Annotated in this window: 12 protein-coding genes; all 12 read left to right on the top strand. The window is 38.5% G+C overall.

The annotated features are described in order from the left end of the window. The first annotated feature begins 89 nt into the window (after window positions 1–89). A complete protein-coding gene (locus QFZ31_RS12205; protein WP_307311562.1) occupies window positions 90–1,931 on the top strand; it encodes a rhamnogalacturonan lyase in 1,842 nt (613 codons plus the stop codon). Window positions 1,932–1,945: 14 nt separating this feature from the next. Beyond that, a complete protein-coding gene (locus QFZ31_RS12200; RefSeq protein WP_307303210.1) occupies window positions 1,946–2,641 on the top strand; it encodes a rhamnogalacturonan acetylesterase in 696 nt (231 codons plus the stop codon). Window positions 2,642–2,648: 7 nt separating this feature from the next. Continuing rightward, a complete protein-coding gene (locus QFZ31_RS12195; RefSeq protein ID WP_307303209.1) occupies window positions 2,649–4,640 on the top strand; it encodes a beta-galactosidase in 1,992 nt (663 codons plus the stop codon). Window positions 4,641–4,661: 21 nt separating this feature from the next. After that, entirely contained in the window at window positions 4,662–4,976 is a 315-nt protein-coding gene (rhaM, locus tag QFZ31_RS12190) for an L-rhamnose mutarotase (protein ID WP_179602267.1), read from the top strand. A gap of 194 nt (window positions 4,977–5,170) precedes the next feature. Then, window positions 5,171–6,367: an oligogalacturonate lyase family protein gene (locus QFZ31_RS12185; RefSeq protein WP_307303208.1), complete on the top strand. Its 1,197-nt coding sequence runs from the start codon at window positions 5,171–5,173 to the stop codon at window positions 6,365–6,367. A gap of 11 nt (window positions 6,368–6,378) precedes the next feature. After that, window positions 6,379–8,961, top strand: coding sequence for a hypothetical protein (locus tag QFZ31_RS12180; RefSeq protein ID WP_307303207.1), 2,583 nt, complete (start codon window positions 6,379–6,381; stop codon window positions 8,959–8,961). Between the two features lie 176 nt (window positions 8,962–9,137). Further along, the gene (locus QFZ31_RS12175; protein WP_307303206.1) at window positions 9,138–10,667 is read left to right on the top strand and encodes an extracellular solute-binding protein; all 1,530 of its coding nucleotides are present in this window, start codon (window positions 9,138–9,140) and stop codon (window positions 10,665–10,667) included. 257 nt (window positions 10,668–10,924) lie between these two features. After that, complete coding sequence (locus tag QFZ31_RS12170; protein ID WP_307303205.1) at window positions 10,925–11,917, top strand: ABC transporter permease; 993 nt, start codon at window positions 10,925–10,927, stop codon at window positions 11,915–11,917. Window positions 11,918–11,953: 36 nt separating this feature from the next. Further along, on the top strand, window positions 11,954–12,838 hold the full coding sequence (locus QFZ31_RS12165) for a carbohydrate ABC transporter permease (protein WP_307311559.1): 885 nt from the start codon (window positions 11,954–11,956) through the stop codon (window positions 12,836–12,838). Between the two features lie 202 nt (window positions 12,839–13,040). After that, window positions 13,041–15,392, top strand: coding sequence for an AraC family transcriptional regulator (locus QFZ31_RS12160; RefSeq protein WP_307303204.1), 2,352 nt, complete (start codon window positions 13,041–13,043; stop codon window positions 15,390–15,392). Between the two features lie 167 nt (window positions 15,393–15,559). Further along, window positions 15,560–16,267 (top strand): DUF1961 family protein, encoded by a 708-nt coding sequence (locus QFZ31_RS12155; protein ID WP_307303203.1) that lies wholly within the window; start codon window positions 15,560–15,562, stop codon window positions 16,265–16,267. 40 nt (window positions 16,268–16,307) lie between these two features. Then, complete coding sequence (locus QFZ31_RS12150; RefSeq protein ID WP_307303202.1) at window positions 16,308–16,931, top strand: YesL family protein; 624 nt, start codon at window positions 16,308–16,310, stop codon at window positions 16,929–16,931. Window positions 16,932–16,965: the final 34 nt, after the last annotated feature.

Genomic DNA, 16,965 nt, shown 5'->3' with positions numbered 1-16,965 from the left:
ATGACGATTGCTGAAAATTACAGGGTACATTACCCTACTGTTACAGCTACACTTTAGGAGGGATTGTACAAATGGAAAAATATCGTCAGATGGAAAGTTTAAATCGGGGCTTGGTTGCCGTTAAGGTTGAAAAGGGTGTTTATATTGGATGGCGTTTGTTTGGAACAGACCCTGAAGAAATAACTTTCAATGTTTACCGTGATGATCAAAAAGTAAATCAAACCCCTATTAAAACCAGTACCAATTTTCTGGATATTAATGGTACTTCAGATTCTACTTATTATATCTGTGCACTGTTAGGTGGAGTGGAACAACTCCCATCTGAAAAGGCGACGGTTTGGGATACTAATTATCTGACTGTTCCACTTAATAAACCGGAGGGCGGAATTTCACCAGATGGAATAGAGTTCACCTATCACGCGAATGATGCAAGTGTAGGGGATGTCGATGGGGATGGCGAGTATGAAATCATCCTAAAATGGGATCCATCCAATTCCCATGATAATGCCCATAAAGGTTATACGGGGAATGTATATCTGGATGCCTATAAACTAAATGGAACGCATTTGTGGAGAATCGACCTAGGAAGAAATATTCGCGCTGGTGCTCATTATACTCAGTTTCTCGTCTATGATTTTGATGGAGATGGCAAGGCTGAAATTGCCTGCAAAACAGCAGATGGTACGGTTGACGGACAAGGGAAAATAATCGGGGATGCAAATGCTGATTTTCGTAATTCAGAAGGTTTTATCCTAGAGGGACCTGAGTATTTAACCATTTTTGAAGGCCCAACAGGGAAAGAATTAGTCACTACCGATTATGATCCGCCTAGAGGAAAAGGGTCAGATTGGGGCGATGAGGAAGGAAATCGAGTGGACCGTTTTCTTGCCTGTGTTGCCTATCTTGATGGAGTAAAGCCTAGTCTTGTGATGTGCCGTGGTTATTACACGAGAGCAGTATTGGCTGCCTATAATTGGCGGGATGGTGAACTAACGAAAGTTTGGAAGTTTGATAGTCTTGAGTCAGGGAATGAAGGTTATTCAGGGCAGGGGAATCATAGTGTCAGTGTAGCGGATGTTGATGAAGACGGGAAAGATGAAATTATCTATGGTTCCTGTGTCATTGATCATAATGGACTAGGATTATATACAACGGGACTTGGTCATGGCGATGCGATCCATGTAGGAAATCTTATTCCAAGCAGGCAAGGACTAGAAATCTTCCAAGTTCATGAGATTCCGCAAGAAAATGGGACAGAAATCCATGATGCGAAAACAGGAGAAATCCTATGGGGAATCCCATCAATCGAAGATGTAGGAAGAGGCATGGCTGCAGATATTGACCCGCGGTATGAGGGTGTTGAGGTTTGGTCTTCTACCCATTGGAAAACGGGAGGCGCTGGATTATATAGTAGTTCTGGGGAGAAAATCTCTGAAACGAATCCACAATCGTTTAACTTTGCCATTTGGTGGGATGGAGATTTACTGAGAGAATTGCTTGACCATGACTACGATGAGGAAACAGGGATTGGTGTTGGGAAAATCGACAAATGGGATTATCAAAATGGCAAACTAGTTAATATCCTTACAGCAGATGGCACCAGGTCTAATAACGGCACAAAAGGGAACCCATGCCTACAGGCTGATATTTTTGGTGATTGGCGGGAAGAAGTGATTTGGCGGACAGATGATAGTACAGCACTAAGGATCTATACTACGACGGATATAACCGATCATCGTATTTATACACTTATGCATGACCCTACTTACAGATTAGGTATTGCCTGGCAGAATGTTGCATATAATCAGCCTCCGCATCCAGGTTTCTTCCTTGGACATAACATGGAAAAACCGCCGACACCGAAAATATATGAAGTGAAACATAAACCTAACCAAGAAAATCAAAACCAACCTAATAAATTATATTTATAAGGAGTGTATAATCATTGATTAATATCTTCTTAGCAGGTGACTCTACCGTGGCAAGCTGTCCGCGGTATGAGGCACCGATGGCAGGCTGGGGGCAAATGTTTCAATCTTTTTTTACCGAAGAAGTTAAGGTTCACAACTTTGCAAAAGGTGGAGCAAGTACCAATACCTTTATGGAACAAGGATATTTAGATACCATCCTTGCATTTATTCAACCAAACGATTATCTGTTTATCCAATTTGGCCATAACGATCAAAAGTCTTTTGGCACCCAGCCCTATACAACTTATCAGGCTAATTTGACGGAATATGTCAATGGGGCGAGGAAGAAAGGGGCTACCCCCATTTTAGTTACTTCTGTTCACCGGAGAAATTTTGATGAAGAGGGTCGGTTAGTCAATACACTCGGAGACTATCCAAGCGCTATGATACAGCTTGCTGAGAGAATGGACGTCCAGCTCATTAATCTTTGGGAAAAAACAGAAAAGCTTTATCAATCATTGGGTCCGGAGGGTTCAAAACAATTGTTTACTATGTTTGAAGCAAATGAACATCCAAATTACCCAGATGGGATAGAGGATAATACGCACTTTTGTGAACACGGAGCAAGGGAAGTTGGAAAGCTAGTAATAGAAGGAATAAAAGAATTACAATTACCCATTGTCCCGTTTATTAAGGGATCGTTTAATAGACAATCAAACAACAAGAGGTGAAAGTAGCATGGGCAAAAAATTATATCATGGTGCGGCATATTACCCGGAGCTATGGGATGAAAGAGTAATAGAAGAAGATATAATAGAAATGAAAAAGACTGGTATCAATGTCGTCAGAATCGGTGAATTTGCCTGGGCATCCATGGAGCCGGAAGAAGGAAAATTTGCTCTGAGCTTTTTTAAGAATATTATTAACAAGCTTTATGAAAATGGTATCGAAACCGTTATGTGTACACCAACCCCTACACCACCTATCTGGTACTCCCACGGTCATCCCGAGCGGATGTATGTGGATCGTGATGGGAAAGTAATGGGGCATGGTTCAAGGCAGCATGCCTGTACGAACCATCCTTATTTTAGGGAAAGAGCAGCACTGATAACCGAAAATATTGCAAAAGAAGTAGGAAGTTTGCCTGGAGTAATTGGCTGGCAAATCGATAATGAGTTTAAATGTCATGTCAGCGAATGTATGTGTCATACCTGTAAAGATTTATGGCATGTTTGGTTAAAGCAGCGCTACGAAACAGTAGAAAACCTAAATGAAGCATGGGGAACCAAAATTTGGAGCGAATATTATCATAGCTTTGATCAGGTACCACAGCCAGGACCAGCACCATTTTTACACAATTCATCGCTGCATACCATGTACCAATTATTTTCAATGGAGAAAATTGCAGAGTTTTCTGATGGACAAGCTGAGATCATCAGAAAATATTCAAGTGCACCCATTACGCATAATAGCTCTGTTTTTTTCAGTGTAGATAACGAAAGAATTTTTAAAAACCTTGATTTTGCTTCATTTGATACATATGCAACCATTGAGAACTTCCCAGCTTACTTAATCAACAGTGATTTGTGGAGAAACTTTAAAAAGGATAGAGGTTTCTGGGTAATGGAAACAAGTCCATCCTATGCTGCATCGCTGGCAAGCTATGCAGCACCACATCCTAATGGTTATTTAAAGGTTGAAGCAGCAGCGGCGTACGCATTAGGAGCAGAAGCTTTTTGTTATTGGCTCTGGAGGCAGCAGCGTGCCGGATGTGAACAGCCGCATGGCAGCGTTCTGAGTGCTTGGGGGAAACCAACTGTTGGCTATGAAAATGTGTTAGAAGTGGCAGATTTGAAAAATGAAATTGAACCAATCGTTTTATCGACAGCACCGAGTCAGGCAGAAGTGGCCATCACGTACTCTGATCGTGGAAAAGCATTCTTAAAAACAGAATCACATCGTAATTTAAATCATCGAAGTTTGGTGACTGATTTTTACAAACGTATTTTAAACATGGGTATCCATCGTGATGTGATTCCTGAAGGTGCAGACCTAGAGGGCTATAAGGTATTATTTACGCCATATATCCACTATTTATCATCAGAATATATTGCCAGGGCGCGGGAGTTTGTTGAAAAGGGCGGAATTTGGATTGTTGGTCCACTAACAGGGGGACGAACAGAAAATCATACCGTCCATACCGACTGTGCATTAGGAGAACTTGAAAAAACAGCAGGTGTTGAAGTCCTATATACATTCCCTATGGATGATTCCGGAACTGTAGGACGTGCATTTGATATCTCTGCACCATTAGGAATGTGGAGTTCAGTATTTGAGGCGAATTCCGATACTTCTGTAGGTGTGATAGAAGAGGGTCTTGCTAAAGGGAAATCATTTATAACAGAGCATAAGCTTGGTGGAGGAAAAATTGTAATGCTTGGGTCTATGCCAATCGGTGAGAGCGGTGATTTGCTGCTGCAAAAACTAGTCCATCACTATTCTGAGGAAGCCAATGTTACATTAAGAAGTGATGTAACCCAAGGGACTATTGTTGCACCGCGTCAGGGAGAAGACTTTACGGTTTGGTTCGTCATCAATATGGACGGAAATGGCGGAAGTGTTACTCTTCAACAGCAAGGAGTAGATCTACAGACTAATACGGTTATTGAAGCCGGCAAGCTTGAGATTGGTAAATTTGAATATAGAATAATTCAATTCAAACAAATGTAATGGTAATGGGAGGAAATAGATATGATTCGAAAGGCATCTGTAATGAAAGTGTTTGAAGGCTGTCATGATGAATATAAAAAACGCCATGATGAATTATGGCCGGAAATGGAAGTTGAATTAAAGAACCATGGGGCACATCATTATTCGATTTTCTTAGATTCTAAGACAAATAACTTATTTGCCTATGTAGAGATTGAGAGTGAAGAAAAGTGGAATGCGATGTCGCAGACTGAAATTTGTCAGAAATGGTGGGCCTATATGAAGGATATCATGGAAACAAATGAGGATAACAGCCCCGTTTCAACAGAATTAAAGCAAGTATTTTATTTGGAGTAGGAAAAGGTATATAGTCTATGAACTAGACGTGAATAATGGCCATCATCTGTAAGTTCAGGTGATGGTCTTTTTTTATAGAATAATTCAATTGTTGATAAAGGCTGTAAGCAAAAATGTATTATTGATGGAAATAAAGAACGAATTTAAGGTAGGTAATAGATAAATCATTATTTAAAAGAAATGAGGAGTAGTAGATGGGAAAAGGGAAAAAATGGCCAGCTGAGTTTAATGAATTTACTGATCCAATTTCAGGTACAAGGATTACACAATTAACCGATTATCTGGCACATAGCTTTCATCTATATTTTACAAATGATGGATGGTATGACAATGGAACAAAATTATTAATTTGTTCAGATCGGGACAATGCTTCAAATCTCTATAGTTTGGATCTAACAAATGGCGAATTAACACAACTAACAGATCTTGACCCAAAAACGCCTAAGGGAATTCAAGGAACCTATATTAATCCCGCTAAAAACGAAGCTTACTTTACATTAGCAAATAGTATTACAGCTATTAATCTAGATACACTGGAAGAAAGAATTATCTTCAATCTGCCAGAAGGTTATAACTTTAGCAATCTTAGTTGTACGGCAGATGGCAAGCATTTATGCTTCGGTCTTTCAGAGGATTTATCTAAAACTATTCAAAGTAATCTTTCGGGTGGATATGTAGGCTTTGAGGAAACGGAAGCAGCACGGCCACATTGCCAGATTTGTCTGCTAACCTTTGAGACAGGGGAAACTAAAGTGATTCATGAAGAAAAACGCTGGATTGGCCATGTGAATGCATCACCAACACAGCCTCATCTGATTACATTCTGCCATGAAGGTCCGTGGGAAAAGGTGGATCATAGAATTTGGGCAATGAATATCGACACTGGGGAGGTTTGGAAGATACGAGAAGGAGAACCAAACCAGTTTGCCGGTCACGAATATTGGCATCGTGATGGTCTTCATATTGGCTATCACGGATTTACTGAATCACTAGATCGGAAAGATGGTAAATTTCTCGGTTACACAAAATTTGATAATTCCGAGACGCAGGAGTTTGAATTTCCCTATCAAAATATGCACATTCACTCGAATGATTCAGAGATAATTGTGGGGGACGGACAGCAGTCTAGCGCCTACCATGGTGAGAGGTATCAGGATTGTATTTTCTTGTGGAAGAAAACATGCGATGGAATGGATGGGCCGCGGATTTTATGTAAGCACCGAGGAAGTTTCCAAGTACAACAGCTCCATGTACATCCACGTTTGAGCCATGACGGTAATCAAGTGTTGTTCACCTCCGATCGTAATGGATACGGCAACATATACGTGGTCGACGTTCCTGAATTTGAAAGTCTGCCACAACTAATAGATGGAAAGTTAGTGAAAGAATAGGAGGATAAGATATGAAATTAAAATGGTTAAACAAAAAGCCATCTGAAAAAGCAGGGGTTTCATGGGGCGTTCCATGGAAAAAGGGAGAACTTGATCGAAACCAATTGCTTACTCTACAGGATAGCAGCGGGCTAGAGATTCCTATACAAAACTGGCCAATGGCCTATTGGCCTGATGGAAGTGTTAAGTGGACTGGACATGCTGCGGTTTTGGAAGAAAAAAGTGATAGCTATGAACTTAGTATCAATAACGAGAAGCAGGATAACAGCAGCACGTTAATGGCTAACGAAACAGATAAAACAATTGAAATTGATACTGGTGAAATTAGCGTGACCATAAACAAACAAGGCAGCACTATTATCAAAAACGTAAGAATAGGGACAAAAACAATCAGTGAAAATGGCAGATTAATAGCATTAAGAGAGTCACGCAGTAAAGAGAATGGAATAAAAATTGCCAGGGAAGAACCACTGCAAAGTGAGATTAAGAGTGTAAGGATTGAACAAAAAGGACCATTAAGAAGTGTAATTAAAATTGAAGGAAATCATCAAAACGTATTTGGAAAAGAGCCATTACTGCCGTTTGTTTTAAGGCTTTATTTTTACCGTGATACTTCATCTATTTGTGCTGTCCATACACTCTTTTATGATGGAAATCCCAATGAAGACTTTATTAAAGGCGTAGGACTTGAACTATGTGTGCCGTTATCGGGGAAACCATATAATCGGAATGTGCGATTTACAGGTGATTCTGGGATTTATTCTGAGCCGTCACAGTTATTACTGACAAGAAGGCACCGAAATGCAGGCGGATTATATGAAAAACAGATTAACGGAGAAGTGGTCACTCTTACTGAAAATCATGCTGCCATCCTAGAGCATGCTGAACAAAATGCAATCTGGAATGATTTCAAAATCTCTCAGGATTCTTCTGACCATTATCGCATTGTTAAACGAACAAATGAAGAGCACTCCTGGGTAGAGTCAACGCATGGTAAGAGAGCAAAAGGATTAATGTATGTGGGCGGTACGGACAGTGGTGTTGCGATTGGTTTAAAGAACCTTTGGCAGAAGTTTCCTTCATCACTGGAAGTTAACGATTTAAGTCAAGATCGTGCAGTACTCAAAGTTTATTTCTGGTCACCAGACGCAGAAGCAATGGATTTACGCCATTACACCAAAGAAACACATGTTGTTTCCGCCTATGAAGGATTTGATGAATTGAGAGCGGACCCGGCGGGGATTGCAAACACCAGTGAGCTGTTTTTTCACTTTTATACCGAAACACCGACAAATCAAATGTTAGTATGCAAAAGTGATGAGTGCCAGGCACCATTATTGTTAGTTTGTGAACCAGAGTATTATTACGGCACGAAATCTTTAGGAGTTTGGAGTTTGCCGGATCGAAGTACGCCGATGAAAGCAACCATCGAGGACCAACTGGATGAAGCATTTAATTTTTATAAAAAAGAAATCGAACAGCGTAGATGGTATGGTTTTTGGAATTATGGTGATGTCATGCATACATACGACCCAGTTCGTCATCAATGGCGCTATGATTTAGGGGGATTTGCGTGGCAAAATACAGAGCTTGTTCCGAATATTTGGCTGTGGTACAAATTCCTGCGCTCAGGCAGAGAAGATGTATTTACCATGGCAGAGGCGATGACCAGGCATACAAGTGAAGTGGATTGCTATCATTTTGGTGAATATAGAGGATTAGGGTCCAGGCATAATGTCAGTCATTGGGGCTGTGGTTGTAAGGAAGCAAGAGTTAGTATGGCAGGTCTTCATAAGTTTTACTACTTTTTAACGACGGACGAAAGAACAAGAGACTTATTAACGGAAGTTAGAGATGCTGATAAGGCTTTATTGAACTTGGATCCTATGAGAGAGTTTTATACAACGGAGCAGTTTAAGAGTCATGCGAGAGTGGGTCCAGATTGGGCAGCCTTTTGTTCGAATTGGCTCTCAGAGTGGGAGCGAACAGAAAATGGCGAGTATAAAGACAAAATCGTTTCTGGTATTGAAACATTAAAAAAGCTTCCATTCCGTTTATTATCCGGGCCGACATTTGGCTACGATCCAGATACAAGTACACTAAAGCATATGGGTGACGGGAATGAAGGCGGGTATCATATGGTAGTTGCATTCGGCGGACCGCAGGCGTGGATGGAAATAGCAGAGATTCTTGAAGACAAAGAATGGGAAGACATGCTCGCTGAATTTGGTGAATTCTATGTTCTAAGCAATGAAGAAAAGTTGAACAGAAGTAATGGAATTTTGCATGATAAATTATTTAGTCTGCCAATGCTTGCTTCAGGAATGGTAGCTTATGCTGCAGCAAAGAAAAAAGATGCAAAGCTTGCTGAAAAAGCATGGAGTTTATTGCTAAATGAGGAAATAAGTCAAATGGTGCTGCCAATTAAAATGGAGGAAATTAGCACGTGGAGGGAAATAACCGAAATTCCAAGCATTACAACCAATACAACCTCACAATGGTGTCTGAACACTATTGTTTCATTGGAATTAATCGGTGAGTACCTGTCAAATCAGGATGTTCAAGAAAGTATTAATTCGACAATAAAGTGTTGAAATAGGGTAGGAACTTGATGAAATCAAGGTTTTCTCAGGTACAAAAAAATGTAATTGTCAGAAAAGTGAAAGCGGTTTACATTTTGGTTAGAAAGTTATTCATTAACTCAAACCCGAATGGTGAATGAGCTGAACAAGATGTAAAACTGTATAAACATAATAATGGGGGTAAAAAAATGAAAAAAAGAATAAAGAAAAGGTTATTTGGTAAAAAAGTTGCCATTCCCGCTATTTCTGCCGCTTTATTATTTTCATTAGCTGCATGCAGTGATTCCGAAACTTCTAGAAGTAAGAGTAAAGATGAAAAAGACTCAAAAAATGAGATTAGAATTATGACAACGGCGTATACACCAGATCCACCATCTGATGACAGCCCCGTTTTAAAGGAATTAGAAAAGTTTACAAATACGAATATTACTATGAATTGGGTATTAGACAGTGCCTATCAAGATAAGTTAAACATTACATTAGCATCTGGTGACCTTCCAGATGTCATGATGATCCCTTCTAAGATTCCTAGTTTTGTTAGTGCTGTTCGTGATGGCGCATTCTGGGAGCTTGGACCATATCTAAAGGATTACCCAAATTTAAGTAAAGCGAATGAAATTACACTGCAAAATAGTGCAATAGATGGAAAAACTTACGGTATTTATCGTGCCCGTCCACTTGGAAGATTAGGGGTAACATTCCGCAGCGATTGGTTAAATAATGTAGGGTTAGAAACGCCAAAAACCATTGATGATTTCTATAATGTATTAAAGGCATTCACACATAATGATCCGGATGGTAATGGCAAGGATGACACATATGGAATGGTTGTTTCAAAATATAATGGCCCATGGGATATAATGCAAATTTGGTTCGGTGCTCCAAATAAATGGGGTGAAAAGAATGGCAAGCTTGAGCCTGACTTCATGAGCGACGAATATATGAACGCATTAAAATTCTTCAAGAAATTGTATGATGAAAAACTAATCAATGAAGACTTTGCAGTCATGGATCCGCAAAAATGGGGAGATCCATTATTAAACGGACAAGCGGGGGTTATTGTAGACGTACTTGACCGCGGGCGCCGTGCAGATGAAGACTTGAAAAAAGCAGATCCTTCATTAAAAGAACCAATTGATATTTTAGGTGCAGTCGAAGGGCCAAAGGGTCTTCGTTCTCTGCCGACAGCTGGATATTCAGGCTTGCTTGCTATCCCTAAATCAAGTGTAAAAACAGAAAAAGAGCTAAAGCAAGTACTTACTTTCTTAGACAAAGTGAATGAAGAAGAGTCACAAAAACTAGCTTACAACGGTATAGAAGGCCGCCATTATGAAGTTAAGGATGGTAAATTAGTTCTACTTACAAACAACGATCAAGCACTTATTAATGAGTTTACTGATTTGAACCAATTCCATATGGGTATTCCTGAGGACCGATTCATTAAACCAGAAATGACACCTGTAAGAGAAAAAGAGCAGGTAATCCTGAAAGAAAATGAAAAAATTGTTGTTCCAAATCCAGCTGAATCTTTCCTTTCTGAAGTTTACGCTCAAAAAGGGCAGCAGTTAGACAATATTATCAATGATGCGCGTACGAAGTTTATTGTTGGACAAATTGATGAAGCCGGATTCAAAGATGCGATCAAATTATGGCGTAGCACTGGCGGAGACGATTATATTAAAGAAATCAATGACTTATACAAAAAAACTAAAAAATAATAGCTGGGTGTAAAACGGCAGTGTAGGTACACTGCCTGTTTTAGAATAGGCCTTGTTTAAAGCTAAAATATTGATATTTGCACTCTGTTGATTTGCGCGGAAGGGACGAGACTCCTGCAGGAGTACGGAGCAGGTGAGACCCCACAGGCGCTTGCGCCGAGGAGGCTCACCGCAACGCCTGCGGAAAGCGAAGTGCCTGGAGCGCAAATCAACAGACCAATTTAACAGAGCCAAAGTATGTTGAAAGGAGTGAATGTATGGACAGCCTTAAAGTACAAAGTGTAGAAACTGTCGATCCAGGGTATAATGCAGCAAAAAATACAGCGAATGTCGAAATAAAATCCGATATTACCAAATTTCAGCGCTTGAAAAGAGATAAATGGCTCTACCTGTTATTAATTCCAGGTTTGGCTTATTTTATTATTTTTAAATATCTTCCAATGTGGGGGATCGTCATTGCCTTTCAAGACTACTCTCCGTTTTTAGGTATATTTGGTAGTAAATGGGTGGGTTTTGAGAACTTTATAGATTTCTTCAAGAACCCGGACTTTTTTAGATTACTAGAAAATACGTTTATACTAGCTTGTCTGGATTTAGTATTCTTTTTTCCGGCACCAATTATTTTAGCTCTTCTATTAAACGAATTAAGACTTCAAGCGTACAAAAGCGTAGTGCAAACCTTTATTTATGTACCGCATTTCATGTCTTGGGTAATTATTGCTAGTATTACGTATATCTTTTTTACAACCAGCGGTGGTGTAGTCAACGAAATCGTCTCCCTTATCTACGGGAAAGAAATTAACTTCCTTTCAGCGCCGGAATGGTTCCGTCCGCTTATCATGGGACAAATCATTTGGAAAGAATCAGGCTGGGGAACAGTCATTTTCTTAGCAGCACTAGCCTCTGTCGATAAAGAGCAATATGAAGCGGCCATTGTAGATGGTGCAGGTAGAATGAGACGTTTATGGCACGTCACGCTTCCAGCTGTAAGAAGCACGATTGTTGTTCTGTTGATATTGCGTCTAGGGAATTTTCTTGACACAGGATTCCAGCAAATCTTCCTGATGAGTAACTCCCTTAATCGTAGTGTCGCAGATGTTTTTGACACGTATGTTTACTTTGTCGGAATAACCCAAGGGGCTTATAGTTATAGTACCGCAGTAGGTTTATTTAAAGGGATTGTAGGGGTAGTCCTCGTTTTAGGAGCCAATAAATTGGCTAAGAAAATGGGTCAGGACGGAATTTTTTAAAGTTTTATGATGAATTAGGAGGTGGCCAGAATGTCCATGCCAAAAATGCACAATACTCCTGGTGGCAGAGTTTTTGATGTATTTAATTTTATTGTTATGGGGCTCATTGGGATTATCATGATTTGCCCATTCCTTTACATTATTGCAGGCTCATTTGCAACAGAAGCAGAATTAACGAGAAGAAGTTTCTTTATCTTTCCAGAGACGTTTACTCTCGATGCCTACAAATATATCTTTTCAACCGATACCTTCACTCGAAGTATTCTGGTTTCCATTGGTGTTACAGTAGTAGGGACATTGGTGTGCTTATTCTTTACGTTCTCCATGGCCTATCCATTATCAAGAAAAACGTTGATGGGCCGAAGCTTCTTTATGAATCTTATTGTATTCTCAATGCTTTTCAGCGGGGGAATGATTCCAGGTTACATCGTGGTAAAGTCGTTAGGATTATTAGATTCTTATTGGGCATTAATCCTGCCGCTTGCAATTAATCCTTTCAACTTAATTATCGTTAAAACATTCTTTCAAAATATACCGATTGAATTAGAAGAAGCAGCAAAGATTGATGGCTGTTCGGAGGTTGGTATTTTTTGGAGAATTATGCTGCCACTTTCGAAGCCAGTTCTTGCAACTTTTGCTCTGTTCTACGCTGTTGCCATATGGAATGACTTTTTCAGTGCTTTGTTGTATATTACCGACAGCGCTAAGTGGCCTGTGCAAGTTCTGCTGCAGCAAATTATTATTCTATCACAGGCACAGCTTGGAGATGCAGCATCTGCGGGTGCAAGCTTTGTGGAACCGCCCGATCAATCATTAAAGCTGGCGGTGGTAGTCGTTGCAACGCTGCCGATTTTAATTGTTTATCCATTCCTTCAGAAACATTTTGCAAAAGGAATGCTTCTAGGTTCAGTTAAAGGATAATAGAAAATGGGATTTAAGAGGATCATTTGCACTTGGATGAGATAGTCATTTCTTGCAAATGGTTCTTTGTTTTTTATAATATTCCGACTTTATTAGTGAAAATTCCGACTTCTTTATTAAAGCGCATTCATTTTTTGTTACATATATGACACAATTGTTTACATTCGTATCATTGTAATGTATCAAATCTGGAGGTGTAATAGTGGGATTTAAAAAAATATTGTTTAAACTAAAAACACTTCAATGGAGAGGCAGTTTTCACCGGAATAGCTTTATTTTAATTTTACTGATTGCTAGTATTCCAGGCTTGATCACTGGCCTATGTATTTATTGGTTTGCTGTTGGGAAAGTAGAAGATGAATTAAGGGTCCTACATACCAGTCAAATTGAGCAAAGAGCAAATAACATAGATGAACAATTTAAATATTTGGAGTACTCTACCTCACACTGGGCATTTGAGCCGAGATTTGGAGAATCATTAAGGAATATTGATTTTGTTAGGCAGTTTACTGAAACCTATGATATTTCTAAAACACTTTTGTTATTACAAGGCAGTCATAATCTTATAAAAAAGGTAGATTTATATATAGAAGGCGAAAAGCCAATTTTATTTAATAGTGAATATAATGTATTGGATGAAAAGTCGAAGACCTTTTACCATGAGAGCTTAAAAAAGGGTAAAAAACTATATTGGGAAGAGTACCCAGTAGAAGAAGGCTCTAAAAAGAAAACGCTTGCATTTGTACACAGTATTCCTGCAACAAGCAAGGATCCAATCGGTTCATTGATTGTAACGATAGACCAAAATAAAGCACTTCAGCTTTTAAAAACACTAACCCCTTATGATAAGGGGGCAACATTCATTTTAAATGGCGAAAAAGAAATTATACTTTCTTCAAACAGCACAAATGACTCGTCTTTTTTAAATATATTAAAAACGGAAATAGAAACCCAGAAACAAACTGAAGGATCATTCCAAGTAAAACATAATAAAAAAATGTATTCTATCTCCTATGGTAAATTTACGAGGATTGATTCGGATTGGACATATGTTTCTGCTGCTCCGATGTCTTCGATAACGGCACCATTAGTACTCGTTTCCAGATTGATATTAATTTTAAGTATATCCGCACTTATTCTTGCTTTTATTTTATCTTGGTTCACGTCAAATCGTATTTATTCTCCGATTAATAAACTATTAAAATCCTTAGGACATGAAGAAGAGGGATTATGGAGACGTAAAGGCCGGGATGTTTTTACAATAATCGAACATCAAATTCAAAATCTATCACAAAAAAGTAATCTGCTGCAATCCCGTCTGGTCGAGCAGATTACACAAATCAAAAGCAGTTTTATTCTACAGTTAATACAGGGATATTTATATCATAATACGGAAGAAGATTTACGGGTAAGAATGGAGAATTATGGCTGGGAGTTAGAAGGAAAATCTTTTACAGCTCTGGAAATTCAACTAACAGGTTTAGGCGAATCAAAGGATAGTTTCTCAAATAATGATGAAAGTCTTGTTACATTTACTGCATCAAATATAATGGAGGAACTGGCAAACGAAATGTTTGATCAGTTTAATATAATAAAATTTACGGATTTATCAGTTGGGGCACTAGTAATCCATCCAAACATTGATTCATTCAGGGTGGAATTACATAGATTTGCTGATAAAGTAACAAAAACTGTAAATGAAATATTGAATATGCAGGTAACGGTTACAATCAGTGAACCCACCGATAGTATTAAGAGAATTCCTTATATTTTTGAGGAAGTTCGAAGTGGAAAGCGTTTTAGAATATTTGAAAATAGTAATCAGGTTATTGATCTTAAAGAGCATGAAAGATCGGAACATATTAATCAAATCCACTATCCATTTGCAATCGAAAAGGAAGTTATCCAAGCGATAAGAATGGGACATACCGCAGAGGTTGAGAATTTAATCAGACCATTTTTACAAGAACTAACGGAGAAGGGGATTAATGAAATCAATATTCATCAGGGGATTGTGCAGCTTTATAGTACTATCCAGCATGAAATACTCCATTCTGGGATACATCCACATGAACTGTTTGAAGGGAAAAATATGTATGAAGAACTTTCTCAAATTCGTGATACAGAGAGAATCATTAAATGGTTTACTCAAGATGTGGTAGGACCGTTTATTCAGAAGTTAGAGGGTCGAATGAATATTGAATTAAAACGGGTAATTGAAAAGGTTGTCGCCAAAATACAGGAAAGTTATGCGGATGACATTTCCTTAGAAAGCTGTGCTGACGAGGTAGGTACAAACCCATATTCGTTAAGTAAGGCATTTAAACAAATGGTGGGAATTAACTTTATCGATTATTTAACACAATTAAGAATTGAAAAAGCAAAGGAGCTACTTATAAATACGGATATTAAGATTAACGACATAGCTGAAAGTGTAGGTTATAGACACAGTTATTTTAATCGGATATTTAAAAAACAAATAGGTATTCCACCAAGCCAATACCGTAAACTTAATCAGAAGGATAATTATATACAAGTTGAAAATGATGGGTAGTGTTTAGAACCATCATTTTTTTGTAAATAGTATGTTCTTGTAATATGCACCTCCATTAGGGCTTGAAAACACGTTAATTTAGCCGATACAAAAAAGTATGGTTGCTGGAAAACCTTGAACACCCTATATTATTTTAAATAGAAAATGATGGCTAAGGAGAAGAAACTATGTATAAGCAATTTGAAAAAGGGGAGTGTCTTTATCACAATCGGCTTTCGAGTATAGGAGATATCGAAGGCTGGAAATTGGAAGGAAGGGCAAGAATTAATTTTGAAAATAATTTATTATATTTAGAAAACGATTTAGACCCTGATATATATGGGGACGATGCTCACTGGGTATTTTGGTGTCCAATTGATTTTCCAGATAAAATTATCATTGAATGGGAATTTTATCCAGTCAGAGAACCGGGGCTTTGTATGATATTTTTTGCAGCAACCGGCAGGTATGGAGAGGATCTTTTTTCCACTAATTTGCCAGTAAGAAACGGGAAATACCCTGAGTATCATTCAGGTGAAATGAATGCCCTGCATTTATCTTACTTTAGGCATAAGCATCCAGATGAACGGGCTTTTCGTACATGTAATTTGCGCAAAAGCCATGGATTTCATCTAGTTGCAGCTGGTGCAGATCCCTTGCCGCCAGTTGAGGATGCAATCGCCCCTTATCATATGAGACTTGTAAAATATGAGGGGATTGTTCAGTTTTCGATTAATGATTTACCGTTACTGGAATGGGAAGATGATGGAGTCAGCTTTGGAACGATTTATGGCGGCGGAAAAATCGGCGTGCGGCAGATGGCGCCTATGAAAGCAGCCTATGCAAATTTATCTGTACACAGAGCTGTTTTAAGACCAGAAACGAAAAAAGTATAAACTTGTAAATTAAAAAATATAAACTTAGGGGGAAAAATCTATGCAGATGAACGGGGCCATAGGTGGATTTTACAGACTTTGTGATTGGATTATGAAATTAGCATACATTAATATCTTATGGATTTCGTTTTCATTGCTGGGTTTAATCGTATTTGGTTTGTTTCCAGCTACAACCGCTATGTTTGTAATCGTTAGGAAAATACTTATGGATAAGGATGAAATTCCAATCTTAAAGACTTTTTGGGAATCTTATAAAAGCGAATTTTTCAAAAGTAATCTCCTAGGGCTTATTCTTACCATTACAGGCTACATCTTATATATTGATATCTTCTTTTTAAGAAATACGACCGGATTTATTAATCTATTGTATTACCCATCCCTGATGCTTGCTTTAGGCTTTGTCTTAACATTATTTTATGTTTTTCCTACGTTAGTTCATTTTGATCTAAGGATCCTGCAAGTTATCAAATGTGCTTTCGTGATCATGCTAATGAACCCATTATCGACAGTATTGATGGTGATTGGAAGCTTTGCAGTCTATCTTTTGATGACAACGATACCTGGATTAATTCCAATATTCAGTGGAAGTATCTTATCATTCGTAATAATGTGGGCATCTTTTATTGCTTTTTCAAGAATAAAGAAACTACAAAATGCTTCTTAAAAGGAAATGGAAGACTACTGATTGGAAATTATAC

The sequence above is a fragment of the Neobacillus niacini genome (assembly GCF_030817595.1).
GTDB lineage: Bacteria > Bacillota > Bacilli > Bacillales > Cytobacillaceae > Neobacillus > Neobacillus niacini_G.
This window is presented reverse-complemented; position numbering and strand designations above follow the sequence as displayed.

What these genes read in the sequence shown, in the direction of transcription:
- QFZ31_RS12195 (WP_307303209.1), top strand. Translation starts at nt 2,649, where the DNA reads ATGGGCAAAAAATTATATCATGGTGCGGCATATTACCCGGAGCTATGG.
- QFZ31_RS12180 (WP_307303207.1), top strand. Translation starts at nt 6,379, where the DNA reads ATGAAATTAAAATGGTTAAACAAAAAGCCATCTGAAAAAGCAGGGGTT.
- QFZ31_RS12170 (WP_307303205.1), top strand. Translation starts at nt 10,925, where the DNA reads ATGGACAGCCTTAAAGTACAAAGTGTAGAAACTGTCGATCCAGGGTAT.
- QFZ31_RS12185 (WP_307303208.1), top strand. Translation starts at nt 5,171, where the DNA reads ATGGGAAAAGGGAAAAAATGGCCAGCTGAGTTTAATGAATTTACTGAT.
- QFZ31_RS12175 (WP_307303206.1), top strand. Translation starts at nt 9,138, where the DNA reads ATGAAAAAAAGAATAAAGAAAAGGTTATTTGGTAAAAAAGTTGCCATT.
- QFZ31_RS12205 (WP_307311562.1), top strand. Translation starts at nt 90, where the DNA reads ATGGAAAGTTTAAATCGGGGCTTGGTTGCCGTTAAGGTTGAAAAGGGT.
- rhaM (WP_179602267.1), top strand. Translation starts at nt 4,662, where the DNA reads ATGATTCGAAAGGCATCTGTAATGAAAGTGTTTGAAGGCTGTCATGAT.
- QFZ31_RS12155 (WP_307303203.1), top strand. Translation starts at nt 15,560, where the DNA reads ATGTATAAGCAATTTGAAAAAGGGGAGTGTCTTTATCACAATCGGCTT.
- QFZ31_RS12150 (WP_307303202.1), top strand. Translation starts at nt 16,308, where the DNA reads ATGCAGATGAACGGGGCCATAGGTGGATTTTACAGACTTTGTGATTGG.
- QFZ31_RS12165 (WP_307311559.1), top strand. Translation starts at nt 11,954, where the DNA reads ATGCCAAAAATGCACAATACTCCTGGTGGCAGAGTTTTTGATGTATTT.